A 19,755-nucleotide genomic window follows, 5' to 3' on the forward strand; every position below is an offset into this window, starting at 1 on the left:
ACCCGGCGTGCTCAGCGCACCCCGTCCCACAGCTCGCGCAGCTCGGGGCGCGGGTCGTGCTCCACCGCCGACCGCTCGCCGAAGCACATGGTGGCCCGGGCGCCCGGCTCGTACGTGGGCCAGCCCGGGTCGCCGTCGGTGGCGAACGCCGTCCAGGCACGGTGGAGGGCGTCGGCGAGCGGCTGCGGGGGCCGCTCGCCGAGCAGCAGGTCGGTGCCCGCCTCGCGCAGGGTGTCGAAGACGAACGGCACCTCCACCGCGTGGCAGGCGCCCAGCGCCCCGCCGTACGCGGGTGAGCGCCAGCCGAACTCGTACACGTAGGCGGCGCCGGTGTGCGCCTCGGCCAGCCGCAGCGCCGGGATCCGGTAGAACCAGTCGGTGGCGACCGCGGCCGCCAGGTCGCCGGCCGAGCCGTCCGGCAGGGCGGCGCGGTACGCGTCGAGTGCCTCCTGCGGCAGGCCGTAGCGCTGTGCGGTGACGGCCGGGGCGGCCTCCGGGAGCAGGTCGATCAGCCCGGTCGGCACCAGGAACAGGCGGAACTCCTCGGTGGTGGTGCCCACCAGCAGGTCGATCCCGGCGCTCGCGCCGGACCCGACCGCCTCCAGCGGGTCGACCGGCAGCACCTCGCCGTCCACCACCGGCTCGAAGGGCATCATGTTCAGCGCGGCCTCGCCCCAGCGCGCCGGATCCGGGTGGGCGGCGACCTCGGTCCGCAGCCGCTGCTGCGCCTTGACCACCACGTCGGTGGGGACGGCGGAGATCCCGGCGACGGACGGCGCGACGCCGAGCACCTCGGCGAGCCGGGTGAGGACCAGCTCCGCCGACGGCGGGGTGAGGGTGTGCTGGGCCGCGCCGCTCTGCAGTGCGGCGCGGTGGAACAGACCGCGGGCCCGGTCCATCGCCATCAGGCAGGCGATCGCCATCGCGCCGGCCGACTGGCCGAAGAGCGTGACCCGGTCGGGGTCGCCGCCGAAGCGGGCGATGTTCTCCCGCACCCAGGTGAGCGCCGCGACCTGGTCCAGCAGCCCCCGGTTGGCGACCGTGCCGGGCAGGTGCAGGAACCCGTCCGCGCCGAGGCGGTAGTTGAAGGTCACCAGCACCACGCCGTCGCGGGCGAACGCGGCGCCGTCGTACATCGGCAGCGAGCCCGCGCCGTTGGTGAACGCGCCGCCGTGCACCCAGACCAGCACCGGCAGCCGCCCGCCGGTGCCGGGCGTCCACACGTTGAGGTTGAGGCAGTCCTGGCCCGTGACGACGTGCTCGCCCAGCAGCGTGTCCAGCGGCGGCGCGTACGGCGCCTGCGGCGCGCCGGCACCCCACGCGTCGCTCTCGCGGACCCCGTCCCAGGCGGCCGCGGGCTGCGGCGGCGCGAAGCGCAGCGGGCCGACCGGCGGGGCGGCGTACGGGATGTTGCGGAACAGGTGGGTGCCGTGGGCGGCGGGGGTGGCGCGGACCTCGCCGCCGGTGGTGCGCACGATCGGTTGCACGGGGTCTCCTCGGGCTTCGGGGACGGACGGCGTGTGCTCGGGGTGAGGGGGATCAGCTGCGCGGCGGGGCGGAGGCGCCGACGACGCGCAGGGCGAACTCGGCGTGGTCCCGCGCCACCCGCTCGCGGGTGAAAGCCTGGTCGGGGTCGAACCAGGCGGGCACCCGGACGCCCATCGCGCTGATCGCCCCGGCGGCGAGCAGCACGTCCGGGACGGCGAAGTCGCCCCGGGCGACGCCGTCCTCGACCACGTCCAGCAGGAACCGCCGGCAGGTGTGCCGCAGTGCGAGGGCGGGCGCGGCCCGCTCGGGGGAGAGGGCGTGGATCTCGGCGTCGGCCACCAGGGCGAGCAGCGGGAAGTCGGTGTGGATCAGCACGTGCGCCCGCACGAGGGCGGTGAGCCGCTCGGCGGGTCCGTCCCGCCCGGTCCGCGCGGCCGCCTCGGCGAGCCGGGCGTGCAGCTCCTCGTGCCCGGTGGCCACCAGGGCGGCCAGCACGTGCTCCTTGGACGGGTGGTGGGCGTACGGCGTGGCGGAGTTGATGCCCACCGCGGAGGCGATCCGCCGGATCGAGGTGCCCGCGAAGCCGGCCTCGGCGAACAGCGCGAGCGCCTCCCGGAGGATCCTCCCCCGGGTGCCCGGCGGGGTGGCCCCCTCGGGCAGGACGGGCTCCACCGCCACGACGCGGCGCGGCTCCCACCCGGGACGCTCCACCTGACCCTCCCTCAGCCGCCCGTAGTTTCCAACCGGTCGATCGGTCGACACGGTAGCGCGGAGGCCCGGTGGTGCTCCCCATCGACCCGCCCGACCCATCGACCGGTCGCGAATCCGGGAGAGTCCGGAGACCTCCCGGATGAACCCCGCGGCTCAAGGGCCCGCTGGAAAGATCCTCAGGGTGCGGGGCTCCGGTCGACCGAGTGGTACCCGTCGGCCACGACGACCGCGGCGAGGGCTCCGGTCGCCGTGCGGCCCAGCCACACGACGACCGGGCCCGCAGCGGTGAAGGCCACCAGGTCCGCGCAGTGCCGCTCGTCGCTGGAGCGCTCGAAGGCGTGGCCGGTCAGGGCCGGCCGGCCGTCGCGGGGGCGGTGCGCGGTACGGGGGCCGTGAGCATGGCCTCGGCCATCGCGGCGAGGTCGGCGAGGAACAGTGCTTCGTCGGTCAGCGGCTCCTCGTCGGAGGCGAGTTGACGGGCGCGCTCGGCGAGGGCGGTGCCGACCAGGGTGAGGGCCAGGTCGATCCGCTCCAGCCGGACGGGCCCGGGAAGGTCGGCGAGCGAGACCTCCAGCTCGGTGATCAGCCGTTGACGCCCGCTGTCAGCGAGGTGCGGGTGCGGCTCGCGGGCGCGCAGGCCGCTGCGGTGGCCGACCTGGGCGGCGATCCGCAGGCCGTCGCGGCCGCGGCCGGTGCGCAGCTCGGTCGCCTCAGCGTCGACGATCGCGGCCACCAGCTCGCCGAGGGCCCGCCCCTCCGGCTGGGGCATCCGCTCGGCGAGCGCTCGGTCGGTGCGCTCCTGGCGCTCTCGCAGCACCGCGTCCAGCAGGCCGTCGCGCGAGCCGAAGTGGTACTGGACGGCGGAGGGGTTGGACTGCCCGGCCAGCTTGACCACGTCGCGCAGCTGGGCGCCGTGCACGCCCTTGGCGGCGAACTGGTGGGCGCCGGCCCGGAGCAGTCGATCGCGGGTGGTGCTGCCACCCGCCGAGGTTCTTGGCATGGCGCTACTGTAATAATCACCATTATTAATGTCTAGTATTACGATAGGTCCACGGGTTGGTGTGCAGCCCGCCAGAGCCGCCGGAGCCGCCGCCCACAGGGCCAGGACCGCCGGCAGCGCCGGATGGAGCGCCGCCGCGACCACGCCGCGCGCCGCGGTCTGCGAGGCGCCGATCGTCCCGGAGGAGTACTCGTGGCCGAGGACGCCGATCGGCGCGCAGGTGACCGCGGAGACCAGGATGGAGAGCGGCACCCCGGCCGCCGGGGCCGCCCAGGCGGATCGGAGGGTGGTGGTCTTGAGCCACTCCGCCCTCAGCGCGTGCGCGGCCATGCGGTGCCTCCTCCGGGCGGGGGAGGGGCCGTCGGTGCGGGGTCAGGCGGGGAACTCCAGGACGCCGTCGTCGACCGGGTCGGAGAGCAGCACCTTGCGGTCGTGCTTGTAGTCCATGACCATCCGCCAGGGGAAGTCGCGGCCCTGGCGCGGCATGACGTGCTTCGCGCGCTGGATGTAGCCCGAGGAGAGCGAGTCGACCACGCCGTCACCGGTGGCGTTGGCGCCGCGGTCGACCGGCACGGCGACGGTCCGGCCGATGGTGTCCAGGTGCCGGAGCAGCCGGACCAGGTAGGCGGCGGCCAGGTCGACCTTCAGCGTCCAGGAGGCGTTGGTGTAGCCGAAGACCCACGCCAGGTTGGGGATGCCCTCCAGCATGACGCTCTTGTACGTGCAGACCTCGTGCAGGTCGCGGACCTCGCCGTCGACGCTGATCCGCGCGCCGCCGAGCGCCTGGAGTTCCAGGCCCGTGGCGGTGACCACGACGTCCGCCGCCAGCTCGCGGCCGGAGGCGAGGCGGATGCCCGTCGGGGTGAAGGTCTCGATGGTGTCGGTGACCACGGAGGCCCGGCCGGAGCGCAGCGCGGTGAACAGGTCGCCGTCGGGCACGGCGCACAGCCGCTCGTCCCACGGGTCGTACCGGGGGCTGAAGTGGGCCATGTCGAAGTCCTTGCCGACCCGGCGGCGCACCCCCGCCAGCAGCAGCCGGCGCACCGCGCCGGGGAAGCGCCGGGCGGTGCGGAACAGTACGCGCTGCATCCGGATGTTGCGGGCCCGGGTCATCCGGTGGACCAGGCCGTGCGGCAGGAACGCGCGCTGCACCGCGGTGATCCGGTCGATCGAGGGCAGCGAGAAGACGTACGAGGGGGAGCGCTGCAGCATCGTCACGTGCTCGGCGGTGCCGGCCATCGCCGGGACGAGGGTGACGGCGGTGGCGCCGCTGCCGATCACCACGACCTTCCGGCCCGCGTGGTCGAAGTCCTCGGGCCACTGCTGCGGGTGGATCCGGACGCCCTCGAAGCTCTCGATGCCGGGGAAGTCGGGCAGGTGGCCGCGGTCGTGGTCGTAGTAGCCGGTGCAGGTGACCAGGAACGAGCAGGTCCACGTCTCGCTCTCGCCGGTCGCCTCGCGCAGCGCGGTGACCGTCCACTCCCGGCGCTCGCTCGACCAGTCCGCGGCCAGCACCTTGAGGCCGTGGTGGATCGCCCGGTCGACCCCGTACTCGGCGGCCGTGGCGGCGACGTACTCCCGGATCGAGGCGCCGTCGGCGAGCACCTTCAGCTCGTCCCACGGCCGGAACTCGTAGCCGAAGGAGAACATGTCGGAGTCCGAGCGGATCCCCGGGTAGCGGAACAGGTCCCAGGTGCCGCCGATCGCCTCGCGGCGCTCCAGGATCGCGAAGTCCCGGTCCGGGAACTCCCGGCGCAGGCGGCAGGCGACGCCGATGCCGGAGAGTCCGGCGCCGATGATCAGGACGGTGGCGCGGTTCGTGGTCATGTCCATACTGTCGCGACCCCCGGGTGCGGACGTATTGTCTTTTCGCGACAGTATTTTGACATTTCCCGACAGGGGCGGCCGACAGGGGTGCGTGCGGCGGATGGGAAGCCTGATCCTGGCCACCAACCTCGACGGGTACGGCGAACTGGTCCGCGAGCTCGGCGCCGACCCGGGCCCGCTGCTCGCCCGCTTCGGCATCCGCCCCGGCATCGAACTGGTCGAGGACGCCTTCGTCCCCTTCGCCCCGTTCGCCCGGCTGCTCGACGTCACCGCCGAGGAACTCCACTGCCCCGACCTCGGACTGCGCCTCTCCGCCTGGCAGGGCCTGCGCATCCTCGGCCCCGTCGCGGTCATCGCCCGCAACTGCGACACCGTCCTCGGCGCCTTCGTCGAGATCGCCCGCTACCTGCACCTCCACTCACCGGCGCTGCGCCTGTCCGTCGCCGGGCCCGCCGACCCCGGGCACCGGCCCGGCTCCACCACCTTCCACTTCGCCGTCGAGGAACCGGGCCTGCGCTACCCCGCGCAGGCGCACGAGCTCAGCCTCGCCAACGGGTACCGGATTGGCCGCCTGCTCGCCGGCGCGGACCTGCGGGCCCGCCGGGTCGCCTTCCGGCACGCCCGGCTCGGCCCGGCCGCCGCGTACGAGGAGCTGTTCGGCGCCCCCGTGCACTTCGAGCAGGACTGGTGCGGCATCGAGATGGCCGACGCCGACGCCGCCCGGACCATCGACAACGCCGACCCCGCCACCCGCCGGATCGTCGAACGCTACCTGGAGACCGCCGTCCCGTTCGGCACCGAACTCGCCCCGCGCGTCGCCGACCTGACCCGGCGCCTGCTCCCCACCGGCACCTGCGGCGCCGACGCCGTCGCCGGACACCTCGGCCTCCACCCCCGCACCCTGCAACGCCGGCTCGCCGACGAGGGCACCACCTTCGCCGCGATCCTCGACCACGAACGGCAGCAGCAGGCCGCCCGGCTGCTCGCCAACCCCGGTCTGCGGCTCAGCCAGATCGCCGGCCTGCTCGGCTACACCGAGCAGAGCACCTTCAACCGCTCCTTCCGCCGCTGGCACGGCACCACCCCGCGCGCCCACCGCGCCCGCGGGTAGCCGCGGCGGCCCGGCGGGACGGTCTCAGCGGAGGAAGGGCAGGACGGCCCCCAGGAACGCCTGCGGATCGGTCGCGTGGACCAGGTGGCCCGCCGGGACGGTGACCAGCCGGGCGGACGGGATCCGGCGGGCGAGGTCCGCCAGGCCGTCCTGCGGGACGTGGCTGGTCGGGCCGCCCGCGACCACCAGGGTGTCCGCGGTGATCCGGGCGAGCCCGTCCAGCCAGGCGGCGGGCGGGTTGTCGATCTGCCGGCGGAGCGCCAGCACCATCTCCCAGTCGAACGGCAGCGTGCCGGCCGGCCGGGTCGGCACCGACGGCGTCCGCGGACGCGGCGGCGGCGCGTCCTCGACCACCAGCCGCCGCACCCGGCCCGGCGCGTGCTGCGCCAGCAGGTACGCGACCACGCCGCCCATCGAGTGGCCGACCAGGTCGACCCGGTCGAGACCCAGTGCGTCCAGGAGGGCGAGCACGTCGTCGCGCATCAGCTCCAGCGAGTACGCGCCGGGCCAGGCACTGCCGCCGTGGCCGCGCAGGTCGGGCGCGTACACCCGGAAGCCGCCCGCGAGCCGCGCCGACACCGTCCCCCAGTGGGCGCCGCTCTCGCCCAGCGCGTGCAGCAGCACCACCGGCGGCGCCGCGGGCGCCCCTGCGACGCGGTAGACCATGCGGACGCCGTTGACCTCGATCTCTTCCATGGGCCGACGCTACCCCGTGCGACTGACGTTGCGTCAGCGAGCGGCTACGGATCCGGATGCGGATCAGGCTTCGGTGATCGGCTCGGTCAGGCGGGCCTCGGAGGCGGTCAGCGCCCGGCGCAGCGCGCCGACTGCGACGGCGCTGTCGCCGAGGGCGGAGGCCCGGACGTTGGCCGGGACCAGGGTGAGGTGCTGCAGGTGGCGGCGGACGGGCTCGAGCAGGGTCTCGCCGGCGCGGGAGAGGCCGCCGCCGATGACGACCAGTCCGGGGTCGAGCAGCAGGACGAGCACGGACAGCCCGTGGGCGAAGCGGGCGGCGGCCTGCTCGACCACGGCGACGGCCTCCGGGTCGCCGTCGCGGGCGGCGTCGAACAGCGGCGCCGTGTCCCCGCCGTCCCCCAGGGCGACACCGGCCTCCCGGGCCATCCCGCGGATCGCCGCGGCGCCGGCCAGCCGCTCGAACGGCCCGAGCTCGTCGGGGCCGAGCCGGTCGGCGGACCGGGCGGCCGGGGCGGCGGTGGGGGTGCCGGGTTGCAGGCGGACGAAGCCGAGTTCGCCGGCGGCGTTGGAGGCTCCGCGATGGGGGGTGCCGCCGATGACGATGCCGGCACCGATCCGCTCGCCCCACTGGACGAAGACGACGCTGTCGGCGCCGGTCGCGGCGCCGCGCCAGCGTTCGCCGAGGACGGCGAGGTCGACGTCGTTGTCGATGAGGACCGGGCAGTTGAGCCAGTCCCGCAGGCGGGGGACGACGGGGAGCCCGGCCCAGCCGGGGATGCTGGGGGCGAGCAGGACCTCGCCGCGCGCGGGGTCGACGACGCCGGGGGTGCCGACGCTGACGGCCCACAGGTCGCCGGGGGTGATGCCCGCCTCGGCGACCGCGTCGTCGAGTGCCGTACGGACGGTGTCGAACAGGCGCGGGCCGTCGGTGCCGGGGGAGATCGCGACCCGGCGGGCGGCCCGGACCTCGCCGGCCAGGTCGGCGACCATCACCAGGACCTTGTGCGGCCCGATGTCGATGCCCGCCACGTGGCCGACGCCGGCGCGGAAGCGGACGTGCTGGGCGGGGCGGCCGACCGCGCCCGCGGCCTCGGGGGCCTCGGGCGCGGTCTCGACCAGGCCGTGTTCGGTGAGGGTGGCAAGGGCCCGGGTGACGGCCGGGCGGGAGAGGCCGGTGAGCGCGGCGAGGTCGGCGACCCGCAGGGTGCTGGACGAGGCCGTGCGGACCGCGTCGAGCACGGCGACGGCATTCATCCGCCGCATCACGTGCGGTCCGGTGGCGGCCCTTTGGCCGGACTCCGAGCTCACTGCCTCACCTGTTCCCCTCCGGTCGGCGGCGTCTTCGGGGCCGGCCGTCCTCGCACTGTACGGGGAGCGTTCGAGCGTTCTCGACGCGCCCCTTGACGCGGTGGAGTGTCCCGCCAATATCTTACGAACGATCCGTTAATAATTGTCCTCCGTCCCCACCGGAAGGGGCACCCCGTGCGGAACCCCCGCGCCCGCCGCCATCCCCGCCGTCCCCGCCGCGCGAGCCCACGGTCAGCAACCGTCTCGGCCTTCGCCCTCGCGCTCCTCGGCGGCCTGCTGGCCGCCGCCCCCACCACCCCGGTCGCCGCCGCCGACGCCTTCGACCCGGCCCCCGCCCGCGCCGCCCTCGCCAGGCTGCTCCCGCAGCAGGCCGCCCAGTTCACCCTGGAACCGGTGGTCCGGCCCGCCGCCGGCGACTGGTTCTCGGTCTCCGGCACCACGGGCGCCGTCGTGGTCCGCGGCACCAGCCCCGCCGTACTGCTCAGCGGCGTCAACGAGTACCTGCACTCCACCGCCCGGGTCGACCTCGGCTGGCCCGGCGACAGCACCGGCCGCCTCCCGGCCACCCTGCCCGCGCCGAACGCCGCGACCCGCTCCGCCTCCGTGCCGCACCGCTTCGCGCTGAACGACACCGACGACGGCTACTCGGGTGCCTACCGCGACTGGCCCGGCTGGGAACGGCAGCTGGACGTGCTCGCCCTGCACGGCGTCAACGAGGTGTTCGTCCCGATCGGCACCGAGTCGGCGTACGTCGACGCCCTCCAGGAGTTCGGCTACACCCCCGGCGAGCTGCTCGGCTGGGTCCCCGGCGCGGCGCACCAGCCGTGGTGGCTGCTGCAGAACATGTCGGGCTTCGCCGGCCCGGTGACCGAGGCGCAGCTCGCCGACCGTGCGGCGCTCGGCCGCAGGATCGCCGACCGGGCCCGGGAGCTGGGCATGACGCCCGTCCTGCCGGGCTACTTCGGTACCGTGCCGCCCGGCTTCACCGCCCGCAACCCCGGCGGGACGACGGTTCCGCAGGGCAGCTGGGTGGGCTTCCAGCGCCCCGACTGGCTGGACCCGCGCACGCCGGTCTTCGCCGACCTGGCCGCCTCGTTCTACCGCCACCAGCGGGCGCTGCTCGGCGACTCGACGGCGTACAAGATGGACCTGCTGCACGAGGGCGGAAACGCCGGCAGCGTGCCGGTCGGCGACGCGGCCAAGGCCGTGATGGCGTCGCTGCAGACCGCGCACCCCGGTGCGACCTGGGTGCTGCTGGGCTGGCAGAACAACCCGTCCCCGCAGATCGTCGACGCCGTCGACCGGAGCCGGCTGCTGATCGTCGACGGCCTGTCGGACCGCTACGACGGCCTCGACCGCGAGGCGGCCTGGCACGGTGCCCCGTACGCATTCGGCACCATCCCCAACTTCGGCGGCCACACCACCATGGGCGCCAACACCGGGGTCTGGGCCACCCGCTTCGAGCAGTGGCGGACCAGGGCGGGCAGTGCCCTGCAGGGCATCGCGTACCTGCCGGAGGGCACCGGCGGCAATCCGGCCGCGTTCGAGCTGTTCACCGAACTGGCTTGGCGCATCGGTCCGGTGGACCAGGCGGCGTGGTTCGCCGACTATGCGGCCCGCCGCTACGGCGGCGCCGACCCGCACGCCGCCAAGGCGTGGGAGCTGCTGCGCAGCGGCCCGTACTCGATGCCGTCCGGCACCTGGAGCGAGGCGCAGGACAGCCTGTTCACCGCCCGGCCCTCGCTGACCGCGACCACCGCGGCCTCCTGGAGCCCCACCGCGATGCGCTACGACCCGTCCACCGTGCAGCGCGCCCTCGCCGAACTGCTCCAGGTCGCACCGGCGTTGCGTGCCACCGACGCGTACCGCTTCGACCTGGTCGACACCGCCCGGCAGGCGCTGGCCAACCGCAGCCGCACCCTGCTGCCGCAGCTGAAGGCAGCCTACGACGCCAAGGACCTGACCGCGTTCCGGGCCCGAGCCGCCGAGTGGAAGTCCGACCTGGCCCGGCTGGACGCGCTGCTCGCCACCGACACCCGGTTCCTGCTCGGCCCCTGGCTGAACGCGGCCCGCGCCTGCAGCACCGACAGCGCCCGCCAGGCGACGTGCGAGTACGACGCCCGCTCGGTGCTCACCACCTGGGGGACCCGCTCCGGCAGTGAGGGCGGCGGCCTGCACGACTACGCGAACCGCGAATGGTCCGGCCTGGTCGCGGACTTCTACGCGATGCGCTGGAGCGCCTACCTGGACGGGCTGGACAGCGCCCTCACCACCGGCCGGGCCCCGGCCGCGATCGACTGGTTCGCCGTCGAGGACGCCTGGAACCGCGAACGCGACACCTTCCCGGCCGCCGCGAGCGGCGACCCGGTCGCCGAGGCCACCGCCGTCCGAGACGCCCTCCCGCCGCTCCCCGTCTCCGGCCCGGTCACCGGCGTCGGCGGCGCCTGCGTGGACGTCACCGGCGGCAACTCCGCCAGTGGCACCAGGCTCCAGCTCCACACCTGCAACGGCACCCCGGCGCAGACCTGGACGCTGCCCGGCGACGGCACCCTCCGGGCGTTCGGCAAGTGCATGGACGTCACCAACGGCGCCACCACTCCCGGCACCGGCGTCCAGCTCTGGGACTGCAACGGCACCGCCGCGCAGACCTGGGCGCGCCGCACCGACCGGACGCTGCAGAACACCAAGTCCGGCCTGTGCCTGGACGCCTACGGCGGCAGCGGCGCCAACGGCACCCGCCTGATCGTCTGGACCTGCGCTGCCACCGCCAACCAGCAGTGGACGACTGCGAGTTGACCTGCGCGGACCCGGCCCGACCGGTGATCGGGCCGGGTCACCGGTTCAGTCGTACCAGGACGCCTCGGTGGGGCGGGCGTTGTGGGGCATCGGCCGCTCCGGCATCGGCAACCGGTCGTCGCCCGCCACCAGCGTGCACGCCGGTTCCCCGTGCAGGGCGGCGGGCATCGCCACTTCGACCGACGCCTCGGTCGGTGGGTCGCCCGGCAGCACCGCCCGGAGCACGTGCATCTCGGCGTGGTGGCCGTGCAGGCGCTCGTCGGCCGCCCCGTGGCCGTTGACCAGCAGCTCGAGTTCCCGGACGGTGCCGAGGGTCACCCTGGTGGTGATCGAGTTGCCGGCGTATTCGAGGTGGTAGAAGTACTCGCGTCCCATGACCGCCTCCCGGTGTGTCGACCGATTCCCTCCATGGTCGCATCCGGCGGGGGCGGGCGCTCAGCCCGGCGGACGGTGGTGGTTGAGGCCGGGGACCGGCGGTGCCGCCTGGCCCCGGCGGTGGTGCAGCCACGCGTACAGGACCGTGCAGGGCAGGACCAGACCGATCACGCTGAGTGTGACGAAGGCGCCCAGGCTGCTGATGTGCTCGACCAGCCAGCCGAAGTTCTGGCCGAAGAAGCCGACCACGAAGGAGAGCGGCAGGAACACCGTCGCCACGATGGTCAGCCGCTCCATGGTGGCGGTCTGCCGCAGGTTGATCCGGTTCTGCTCGACCGAGATCACCGCGATGTCGGCCTCCAGCACGGTCGCCAGCAGGTCGCGCTGGGCGGCCACCTCCTCGTTGACCAGCAGCAGGTGGTCATGGACGTCCCGGAAGTACGGCAGCAGCTCGGCGGGCGCCTGCCCGGGGGCCAGGCGGCGGGCCAGCACGGCGAGCAGCGGATGCACGGCCCGGTAGAAGTCGGTCGCCTCCCGGCGCAGGAAGTAGATCCGCTCGGTCGGGGCGACCGTGCCGGAGAAGACCGTCGCCTCGATCTGCTCGATGTCGCGGTCGAGCTCGGCGACCACCGGGGCGTAGCTGTCGACGACCTGGTCCAGGATCGCCCACAGGGTCGAGGCGCTGCCGGTCCGCAGCAGCTCAGGGCGGCGCTCCAGGCGGCTGCGGGCCCCGGTCAGCTCGCTGGCGATGCCCTGGCGGACGGTGATCACGAAATGCTCGGCGAGGAACACGCTGATCTCGCCGGTGTCGATCTCCTCGCGCTCGTCGTCGTAGCGCGCGGTCCGCAGGATGATCAGCTCGGTGCCGTCCTCGTACTTCTCCGCCTTCGGCCGCAGGTGGAACGCCTGCGCGTCCTCGACCGCCAGCTCGTGCAGGCCGAACGCGCCGCGCACCCGCTCCAGCTCCTCCGGCGTCGGCTCGAACAGCCCGAGCCAGACGAACCCGCCCTGCACCCGGCGCGCGGCGGCCTCCTCCAGAGGCATCGGCCCCTGCTGCTGGCGCCGGCCGTCCTCGTAGTGCGCGCAGTCGACGATCATCCCTCCCATCCTCCCGCCGGGCGGGGAGCGGGGCACGCGCTGGCGTCACCAGTCGCGCTCGGCGACCAACTCCTCGATGTCGGCGTCCGCGAAGCCGTACGCGGTGGCGACGAACCAGAAGTCCTCGGCGATGGTCTCCCGCGCCACCGTCTCGATCTCGCTGTCCGCCTCCTCGAACGCGGTCTGCAGCTCGTTGAACTCCTCGGTCGCGGCAGCGGTCAGCACGTACAGTGCCCCGAGGTCGGCCGGACGCTCGGCCTCGATCCGCTCGCACAGCCGCACCAGGACGGCCTTCCCCAGATCGACCACGTGGTCCGGGTAGTACCCGTCGGCGTACATCGCCTCCAGGAAGGCGTGCCGGGCGATCTGCTGGTTGGTGATGGTCATGGCGTCGCGGTCCCGTCGCTGAGGTGGCTGCGCTGTCCCGTGGATCATGGACCACACCACCGACACCGGCTACGGCGTGCCGCAGGTCGGGGTGAACGCGTGGAGTGCTCCGTGACCGTGACCGCTCCGAGGAGGTCCGGCGGCAGACAGCCCTCCAGCGGCGCGACGCAGGTCTCCGAGTGAGCGAGCGGCCTCCAGGCCGTGGCCCACACGGGCCCACTGGGGCCGGGAGTCCCGTGCCGGGGTGACTCAGGCTCCGGAAGGGACCAGCACCAGGCGGCCGCGCGTGCCGCCCGCCGCGAGGCGGTCGTGGGCCTCGGCCGCGCGCTCCAACGGGAGGACGTCGGCGACCCGCAGGGTCAGGTCCATGGCGGCGAGCTCGGCCAGGGCGGCCCCGTCGGCACTGATCCACTGCTGGTGGACCCGGATGCCGCGCAGCGGGGGCGGGGCCGAACCGCCGACCACCGTGACGTAGGCACCCCCGGTGCGGACGGCGGCCAGGGCGCGGATTCCGAGTCCTGCCGTGTCGAGCGCGCCGTCGGTGCCGCCCGGCACCAGGCGCCGGACCTCGCACGCCAGGTCGGAGATGTCGTCACCGACGATCCACTCCGCGCCGAGACTCCGGACGAACTCCTCGTCGGCGGAGCGGACCTGGGCGACCACCCGCAGGCCGCGCCGCACGGCCAGTTCCACGGCGAAGCCGCCGACCGCGCCCGCCGCCCCGGTCACCAGCACGGTGTCCCCCGCGGCGAGATCGAGCAGGTCGAGGGACTGCAAGGCGGTGAGGCCGTTCAACGGCAGTGTCGCCGCGGCCGCGGCAGGAACACCGGGCGGGGCGGGCGCGACCGCTGCCGCGTCCAGGACCAGGCGCTCGGCGTAGGCGCCCAGCGACACGTCGAGCAGGTCACGCAGCCCGATCACCCGCTGCCCCGGCGTGAACGCCGTGACCCCCGCTCCGATCCGGTCGACCACGCCCGCGACGTCCCAGCCGATGCCCGTCTGCTCGCGGGCGGCCATCAGCCCCGCCGCGACGAGCGCGCCGGAGCGGGTGACCAGGTCGACGGGATTGACCGTCGCGGCCTCGACCCGGATCCGCACCTGGCCGGCGCCGGGTTCCGGCAGGCGGACCGTCACCGTCCCGAGGACCTCGGATCCGCCGTAACCGCGGGCGACCACCGCCCTCATGAGCTCTTCATCGATCATGTCGCACACCGTAGGGATCGCTACTCTCCATCAGGAAGTACGCACTTCGAAGTGCCTACGGCACCGGAAGGGGAGCCATGTCCACCCGCACCGCCGCCCAGCGCCGAGCCGAGGCGGGCAGCGCCTACGACGCCTACCTCGCGGAATGCCCCGCCCGGCAGCTGCTGGACCGCATCGCCGACAAGTGGGTCAGCCTCGCCGTCAACGCGCTCGCCGACGGGCCGCAGCGGTACAGCGACCTCCACCGCAGACTGGCGAGCGTGAGCCAGAAGATGCTCACGCAGACCCTGCGCCACCTGGAGCGGGACGGGCTGGTGTCGCGGACGGTGACCCCCGCCGTCCCGGTCCGCGTCGACTACGAACTGACCGCGCTCGGCCGCTCGCTGCTGCCGGTCATGTGCGCGATCAAGGGCTGGGCGGAGGAGCACATGGACGAGGTGCACGCCGCCCGCACCGCCTACGACGCCCCGAGCTGACGGCCCGGGGGAGTTTCCGCGCGTGGTAAGCCGTCAGCGAACCACCGCATGGCCACACGGGCGAGCGCGCAGTCTGAGGGCATGGATGTCATCGAGGTACTGCCGAGGCTGCGCATGCTCCGCTTCCCGGTGGGCGCGGCCTACCTGTGGCGGGACGGCGACGGACTGACCCTGATCGACACGGGCACCGCCGACTGCGCGGCGAGGATCGAGGAAGTCCTCGACGGCGAGCTGCGGCGGATCGTCCTGACGCACTGGCACGAGGACCACACGGGCTCGGCCGCCGAACTGGCCGCCCGGCACGGGGCGCAGGTCGTCGCCCACCGCTCGGAGGCGCCGGTGATCCGGGGCGAGGCCGCCGGGGCGCCTGCGGTGCTGGAGGAGTTCGAGATACCGATCCGTGCCGCCCTCCCGCCCCTGCCGCCGGCGCCGCCGTGCCGGGTCGACCGGGAGGTGGAGGACGGCGACGTGCTGGACTTCGGCGGCGGGGCCGTGGTGGTCGCGGTGCCCGGGCACACGGACGGGTCGATCGCCCTCCACCTGCCCGGGCCGCGGGTGCTGTTCACCGGCGACGCGGTCGCCAATGTCGGGCGGACGATGCTGGGCGTCTTCAACACCGACCGCGGCCGGGCCGTCGCGTCGCTGCACCGGCTGGCCGAACTGGACGTCGACACGGCGGTCTTCGGGCACGGCGACCCTCTCGCCCACGGCGCCGGGGCGGCCCTCCGGCAGGCTGCCGGGGCAACGGGGTGACCTGGGTCCGTCGCCTCGGCGCCGTGGGGGTGGACGCTGCCGCAGGAGCGCTGGTCGGGGCGGATGAGCCACGGCCGATGCGTCCGTGGACCGTACGGCCGGGTCTCAGCCGGAGACGCTCTTCGCCCAGCCCTCGTCGACGGTCTGCTGCGCCTTGGTGACCTGCGCCGGCGAGGGGAAGACCGGCGTTCCCTCGACGGTGGGCAGCAGGGCGGCGGCGGCCTCGTCCAGGGTGCCGTTCTTGCGCATCGTGTCGATCAGGACCGGGCGGGCGTAGTCGACGAGCCGCAGGTTCTGGCCCTCCGCGCTGAACACGTACTCCTCCCACAGGCGGGCCGCCGCCGGGTGCGGGGCGTCCTTGTTGATCGCCTGCGCGTAGTACTCGGAGAAGCTCCCGTCGAACGGGATGGAGACCTTCCACTTCACGCCGGTGCCGGAGAACTGGGCGGTGTGGGCGAGGCTGAGGAAGTCCCACTCGATGATGATCGGCGTCTCCCCGCTCTTGATCTTCTCCTCGGGCGGGTTGGGGTTGACGTGGCGCAGGTTGCCGAGCGCGTTGAGCCTCGCGAAGTAGTCGATGCCGGGCTGCACGTCGTCGAACGATCCGTGGTTGGCCAGCGACGCGGCGAACACGGACGCGAAGGCTACCCCGGCGCTGGTGGGGTCGATCCCGGTGAGGCTGACCTTGTCCTTGTACTCGGGCTTGAGGAGGTCGTTGAAGGACACCGGGCAGACGGCGACGCGGGCGGCGTCGCACCCGATGGCCACGTAGCCGCCGTAGCTGTTGTACCAGCGCGACTTGGCGTCCTTCTGGTTCTTCGGGATGTCCCCGTAGCCGGCGACCCGGTACGGCGCCAGCAGTCCTTCCCGGGCGGCGCCGCGGGCGTGCTGCGCGGCGAGGTCGAGCACGTCGGGGGCGGTCGGCCGCCCCTTCCGGCTCCTCACGGCATCCAGTTCCTCCTTGCTCGAGTCGTAGGGGTCCTGGAGGTTGACGCGGATCCCGTACTTCTTCTCGAAGCCCTGGGCCAGGCCGACGCCGTTGGCCCATTGCGGGGGCAGGGCGATGGCGTTGAGCTCTCCTTCGGCCTGCGCCGCGCGGACCAGGGCGTCCATGCCGCCCAGGTCCTCGGCGGTGACCGCCTTCGACGGCTGGACGGGTCCGGTGCCCCGGGTGGGTCCACCGCAGGAGGTCTGGCCGAAGGCCAGCAGTGCGGCGCAGCCGAGCAGAACGCATCTGCTGACGGTGCGTGCCCTCACGGGATCCCTCCTACAGGTCGTCGTCCCACTGGCTGAGGAAGGCGTCCGCCAGGTCCTCCTCGTCCGGTTTCCCTTCGAGGGACTGGACGGACCAGATGGTCTTTCCGCGCGGCGAGTAGCGGGTGCCCCAGCGGTCCGCGAACTGGGCGACGAGGAACAGGCCGCGGCCGCCCTCGTCGGTCGCCTCGGCCCGGCGGATGTGCGGGGAGGTGCTGCTGCCGTCGGAGACCTCGCAGACCAGGCTGCTGTCCCGCAGCAGACGCACGTGGATCGGCTCCTTGCCGTAGCGGACGGCGTTGGTGATCAGTTCGCTGAGGATCAGTTCGGAGCCGTACGCGATGTCCTCCAGCCCCCACTCCTCCAACTGCCGGACACAGGCGCGGCGGACCGGGCCCACCGCTTCGATCTCCCGGGGGACGTCCCACTCCGCGACGTCCGCGGGGTCGATCCGGCGGGTGGTCGCCACCAGCAGGGCGATGTCGTCCGTGGGCTTGTCCGGGAGCAACGCCTCCATCACGGCGACGCAGGTCTCCTCGGGACTGCGGCCGGCGCCGACCAGGGCCGTCCGCAGGGCCTCCAGGCTGACGTCCATGTCCACGTGGCGGTCCTCGACCAGCCCGTCGGTGTACAGCACCAGCCGGGAGCCGTCCGGCACCTCCAGGACCACGGTCTCGATCGGCACGCCGGCGCACAGGCCGAGGGGAGGGGCCACCGGCGCCTCGATGAAGTCCACCGTGCCGTCGGGAAGGACCACGGCGGGCGGCAGGTGACCGGCCGTCGCGACGGTCACCTCTCCCGACACGGCGTCGTAGATCATGCACAGGCAGGTGGCCCCGGTGATCTCCCGGCTGTCGGAGCGGCCCGCGCCGTCCCGTGCGTCGATGCTCGCCACCAACTCGTCGAGGTGGCTCAGCAGGTCGTCCGGTGGCAGGTCCAGCGCGCAGAAGTTGTGGACGGCGGTGCGCAACCGGCCCATCGTGGCCGCGGCGTGGAGGCCGTGGCCCACCACGTCGCCCACCACCAGGGCGACCCGGGCGCCGGGCAGCGGGATCACGTCGAACCAGTCCCCGCCCACGCCGGCCGTGGCGGGCAGGTAGCGGAACGCGGTCTCCAGGCTCCGCTGCTCCGGCAGCGCGTGGGGCATCAGGCTGCGCTGGAGCGTCACGGCCATCTTGTGTTCGCGGGTGTAGCGCCGGGCGTTGTCGATCGCCACGGCCGCGCGCCCCGCCAGCTCGGTGGCGAAGGAGAGGTCCTCCTCGTCGAACGGCGGTGAGTCGTCGGTCCTCCAGAAGTCCACCAGCCCGAGGACCACCCCCCGGGCCTGCAGGGGGACGACGGCCAGCGAGCGGTATCCGGCATCGACGATCCGCCGGCCCCGTTCGGGGTCCTGGGCCTGCCAGCCCCGGGCGGTGGCCAGGTCGGTCACCAGGACGGGCCGGCCCTGGTCGACGCTGATGGCGACGGGGGTGCCGCGTCTGAACTGGATCAGTTCCCCGGCGGGGTAGAACGGATGGCCGGCTCCCAGGCCCGCGACGGCGGCCCGGCGCAGCTCGGTGGCCGCGCCGTCCGGTTCCTCGCCGGTCAGGACGGGGTCCAGCAGTTCGACGGTGGCGGCATCGGCGAACCGGGGCACCGCCGTCTGCGCGAGCTCCTCGGCCGTGCGCACCACGTCCAGCGTGCTGCCGATCTGCACGCCGGCGTCGTAGAGCAGCGTCAACCGGTCACGGGCCAGGGCGGCCCGGCCTGCCAGCGACCGGAGCTCGGTGGTGTCCCGCAGGGTCACCACCGATCCGCGCTGTCCGCCGAACGGGGTGGTGGAGCGCTTGTTCAGGGCGAGCAGCTTGTCCGCGGTCCGGTGCACCTCGTCCGTGGCGACCCGGTCCGACAGCAGCAGGTCGACGGTGCGGGCGTCCAGGCCGAGTTCGGTGACCGTACGTCCGACGGCGTCCGCGGGAAGGTCGAGGAGGCGCCGCGCCTCGTCGTTGGCCAGCAGCAGCCGGCCGCCGCCGTCGGTGATCAGGACGCCCTCGCGCACCGCGTGGAGGACCGCGTCGTGGTGCTCGTACATGCGCGTCATCTCGGCCGGGCCGAGCCCGTGGGTCTGGCGGCGCAGGCGCCGGCTCACCAGCCACGCCCCGCCCGCGGCCAGGGCGAGTGCCCCGGCCGCGCTCCCGAGGAAGACCGGCATCTGCTCGCTCACCGACAGCTGGACCCGGCTCACCGTGACCGGGGCGGAGACGATGGCGACGACCGATCCCGTCGAGTCCTTCACCGGGGCCGCGGAGATCACGGAGGGGCCCAGGGTGCCGTGGAAGGTCTTGGTGAACGACGTGCCCGTCGCCGCCTCGGCGTAGGGGCCGATGACGTACTTGCCGATCTGGTTCGGGTCGCTGTGGGTCAGGATGATCCCGTCCTGCCGGTAGACGATGATCGCGTCGACACCGGAGGCGGTCCTGGCCTCCTCGGCCAGCGGTTGCAGCGTCGCGGTCGGATCGGGGCCGGTCAGTGCCGCGACGAGCCCCGGGGAGTGGCTGAACGACTCCGCGGCGGCGATGGTGCGGTGCCTGGCGTCCGTCATGGCGTCCCGCCGGATCTGCAGCAGCATCGCCGTGACCCCGGCGGCGACGAGGAGGACGACCAGGACCAGCTGCAGGACGAAGAACTCGCGGGCGACGCTGCGCGCGGCCAGATCGGTGCGCACCCGCACGATCCATCCCGGTCTCCGCCCTCCGGCACTGCGCCGTGAGCGGGAAGTCGGTGGGACCGCGCCGATCGACCTGGTCCACAACCGTTGGAGACGGGCCATTGGTCGCGCCATATGTCATTTTGCACTGATTTACACCGTCGGTGACAAGAGGCGTGGACCGTCGAAAATCGTTTTCACCGGAGGTGGCCCTCCGTGGAGGCCTCGACGATGCCCGTTCCGGTCCTTCGGATGGCGCCGACGGGTGCCGGATCACCGCTGTGACCAGCGGGGACGCCCGCGGGCGACGAAGCCGAAGCCCTCGGTTGCCGTACCTGTCGAGCATCGGGCCGCTGCTCGGGCCCGCGCCCCGGCGAGATCCGACCGAGCGGACGAAGGCCCACCTGGTCACGCTGCGTGAGGCGATGGGCTCGCTCCGAGAGGCCGGCCACGACGAGCCGTGTCACACCGCCCGGGTCGCGGACAGCCCTCGGCGCGGGGCGGCGCGCCGAGGGCTGTCCTGTTCAGCAGCGCACGGTCGAGTTGACGGTGCGTCGAATCGGTGGGGATCTGCCGGATCCGTTGC

General features: G+C 73.9%; 16 protein-coding genes. 4 read left to right on the forward strand and 12 right to left on the reverse strand.

The features are described 5' to 3' along the window. Positions 1 to 11: 11 nt before the first annotated feature. The 4 genes from ABEB06_RS36920 to ABEB06_RS36935 form a co-directional block, all read right to left on the reverse strand. Positions 12 to 1,487 (reverse strand): carboxylesterase/lipase family protein, encoded by a 1,476-nt coding sequence (locus ABEB06_RS36920; protein ID WP_345701313.1) that lies wholly within the window; start codon positions 1,485 to 1,487, stop codon positions 12 to 14. Positions 1,488 to 1,539: 52 nt separating this feature from the next. Beyond that, the gene (locus tag ABEB06_RS36925) at positions 1,540 to 2,199 is read right to left on the reverse strand and encodes a TetR/AcrR family transcriptional regulator (RefSeq protein WP_345701314.1); all 660 of its coding nucleotides are present in this window, start codon (positions 2,197 to 2,199) and stop codon (positions 1,540 to 1,542) included. Between the two features lie 346 nt (positions 2,200 to 2,545). Next, a complete protein-coding gene (locus ABEB06_RS36930) occupies positions 2,546 to 3,529 on the reverse strand; it encodes a TetR/AcrR family transcriptional regulator (RefSeq protein ID WP_345701315.1) in 984 nt (327 codons plus the stop codon). Positions 3,530 to 3,571: 42 nt separating this feature from the next. Beyond that, positions 3,572 to 5,026, reverse strand: a complete 1,455-nt coding sequence (locus ABEB06_RS36935; protein WP_345701316.1) for a flavin-containing monooxygenase — start codon at positions 5,024 to 5,026, stop codon at positions 3,572 to 3,574. Positions 5,027 to 5,126: 100 nt separating this feature from the next. On the opposite strand from ABEB06_RS36935, the gene ABEB06_RS36940 reads away from it, so the two are divergent. Next, a complete protein-coding gene (locus tag ABEB06_RS36940) occupies positions 5,127 to 6,137 on the forward strand; it encodes an AraC family transcriptional regulator (protein WP_345701317.1) in 1,011 nt (336 codons plus the stop codon). 24 nt (positions 6,138 to 6,161) lie between these two features. Here the strand turns inward: ABEB06_RS36940 and ABEB06_RS36945 are convergent, their stop codons facing one another. Both ABEB06_RS36945 and ABEB06_RS36950 read right to left on the reverse strand, forming a co-directional pair. After that, positions 6,162 to 6,833, reverse strand: a complete 672-nt coding sequence (locus ABEB06_RS36945) for an alpha/beta fold hydrolase (protein WP_345701318.1) — start codon at positions 6,831 to 6,833, stop codon at positions 6,162 to 6,164. Positions 6,834 to 6,896: 63 nt separating this feature from the next. After that, positions 6,897 to 8,087: an ROK family transcriptional regulator gene (locus ABEB06_RS36950; RefSeq protein WP_345701319.1), complete on the reverse strand. Its 1,191-nt coding sequence runs from the start codon at positions 8,085 to 8,087 to the stop codon at positions 6,897 to 6,899. Between the two features lie 228 nt (positions 8,088 to 8,315). Here ABEB06_RS36950 and ABEB06_RS36955 point away from each other — a divergent pair, with 228 nt between their 5' ends. After that, positions 8,316 to 10,937: an alpha-N-acetylglucosaminidase gene (locus ABEB06_RS36955; RefSeq protein WP_345701320.1), complete on the forward strand. Its 2,622-nt coding sequence runs from the start codon at positions 8,316 to 8,318 to the stop codon at positions 10,935 to 10,937. Between the two features lie 45 nt (positions 10,938 to 10,982). Here the strand turns inward: ABEB06_RS36955 and ABEB06_RS36960 are convergent, their stop codons facing one another. The 4 genes from ABEB06_RS36960 to ABEB06_RS36975 all read right to left on the reverse strand — a co-directional run bounded on the left by ABEB06_RS36960 (position 10,983) and on the right by ABEB06_RS36975 (position 14,000). Further along, the gene (locus ABEB06_RS36960; protein WP_345701321.1) at positions 10,983 to 11,312 is read right to left on the reverse strand and encodes a hypothetical protein; all 330 of its coding nucleotides are present in this window, start codon (positions 11,310 to 11,312) and stop codon (positions 10,983 to 10,985) included. A gap of 60 nt (positions 11,313 to 11,372) precedes the next feature. Then, positions 11,373 to 12,410, reverse strand: coding sequence for a magnesium and cobalt transport protein CorA (locus ABEB06_RS36965; RefSeq protein ID WP_345701322.1), 1,038 nt, complete (start codon positions 12,408 to 12,410; stop codon positions 11,373 to 11,375). Positions 12,411 to 12,455: 45 nt separating this feature from the next. Beyond that, the gene (locus ABEB06_RS36970) at positions 12,456 to 12,797 is read right to left on the reverse strand and encodes a DUF5713 family protein (RefSeq protein ID WP_345701323.1); all 342 of its coding nucleotides are present in this window, start codon (positions 12,795 to 12,797) and stop codon (positions 12,456 to 12,458) included. A gap of 249 nt (positions 12,798 to 13,046) precedes the next feature. After that, entirely contained in the window at positions 13,047 to 14,000 is a 954-nt protein-coding gene (locus ABEB06_RS36975; RefSeq protein ID WP_345701324.1) for an NADP-dependent oxidoreductase, read from the reverse strand. 77 nt (positions 14,001 to 14,077) lie between these two features. On the opposite strand from ABEB06_RS36975, the gene ABEB06_RS36980 reads away from it, so the two are divergent. Together ABEB06_RS36980 and ABEB06_RS36985 are read left to right on the forward strand one after the other, a co-directional pair. Further along, positions 14,078 to 14,476, forward strand: coding sequence for a winged helix-turn-helix transcriptional regulator (locus ABEB06_RS36980; protein ID WP_345701325.1), 399 nt, complete (start codon positions 14,078 to 14,080; stop codon positions 14,474 to 14,476). Between the two features lie 81 nt (positions 14,477 to 14,557). After that, entirely contained in the window at positions 14,558 to 15,229 is a 672-nt protein-coding gene (locus tag ABEB06_RS36985) for an MBL fold metallo-hydrolase (RefSeq protein ID WP_345701326.1), read from the forward strand. 105 nt (positions 15,230 to 15,334) lie between these two features. On the opposite strand, the gene ABEB06_RS36990 is transcribed toward ABEB06_RS36985, so the two are convergent. Next, positions 15,335 to 16,486, reverse strand: coding sequence for an ABC transporter substrate-binding protein (locus tag ABEB06_RS36990; protein ID WP_345701327.1), 1,152 nt, complete (start codon positions 16,484 to 16,486; stop codon positions 15,335 to 15,337). A gap of 10 nt (positions 16,487 to 16,496) precedes the next feature. Further along, positions 16,497 to 19,292: a SpoIIE family protein phosphatase gene (locus ABEB06_RS36995; protein ID WP_345701328.1), complete on the reverse strand. Its 2,796-nt coding sequence runs from the start codon at positions 19,290 to 19,292 to the stop codon at positions 16,497 to 16,499. Positions 19,293 to 19,755: the final 463 nt, after the last annotated feature.

Origin of the sequence: Kitasatospora terrestris (assembly GCF_039542905.1) — a bacterium.
Taxonomy (GTDB): domain Bacteria; phylum Actinomycetota; class Actinomycetes; order Streptomycetales; family Streptomycetaceae; genus Kitasatospora; species Kitasatospora terrestris.

Coding starts and splice junctions, on each gene's coding strand:
- ABEB06_RS36930 (WP_345701315.1), bottom strand. CDS start 3,529: ATGGCCGCGCACGCGCTGAGGGCGGAGTGGCTCAAGACCACCACCCTC.
- ABEB06_RS36935 (WP_345701316.1), bottom strand. CDS start 5,026: ATGACCACGAACCGCGCCACCGTCCTGATCATCGGCGCCGGACTCTCC.
- ABEB06_RS36940 (WP_345701317.1), top strand. CDS start 5,127: ATGGGAAGCCTGATCCTGGCCACCAACCTCGACGGGTACGGCGAACTG.
- ABEB06_RS36945 (WP_345701318.1), bottom strand. CDS start 6,833: ATGGAAGAGATCGAGGTCAACGGCGTCCGCATGGTCTACCGCGTCGCA.
- ABEB06_RS36950 (WP_345701319.1), bottom strand. CDS start 8,087: ATGAATGCCGTCGCCGTGCTCGACGCGGTCCGCACGGCCTCGTCCAGC.
- ABEB06_RS36960 (WP_345701321.1), bottom strand. CDS start 11,312: ATGGGACGCGAGTACTTCTACCACCTCGAATACGCCGGCAACTCGATC.
- ABEB06_RS36965 (WP_345701322.1), bottom strand. CDS start 12,410: ATGATCGTCGACTGCGCGCACTACGAGGACGGCCGGCGCCAGCAGCAG.
- ABEB06_RS36970 (WP_345701323.1), bottom strand. CDS start 12,797: ATGACCATCACCAACCAGCAGATCGCCCGGCACGCCTTCCTGGAGGCG.
- ABEB06_RS36975 (WP_345701324.1), bottom strand. CDS start 14,000: ATGATCGATGAAGAGCTCATGAGGGCGGTGGTCGCCCGCGGTTACGGC.
- ABEB06_RS36980 (WP_345701325.1), top strand. CDS start 14,078: ATGTCCACCCGCACCGCCGCCCAGCGCCGAGCCGAGGCGGGCAGCGCC.
- ABEB06_RS36985 (WP_345701326.1), top strand. CDS start 14,558: ATGGATGTCATCGAGGTACTGCCGAGGCTGCGCATGCTCCGCTTCCCG.
- ABEB06_RS36995 (WP_345701328.1), bottom strand. CDS start 19,292: ATGGCCCGTCTCCAACGGTTGTGGACCAGGTCGATCGGCGCGGTCCCA.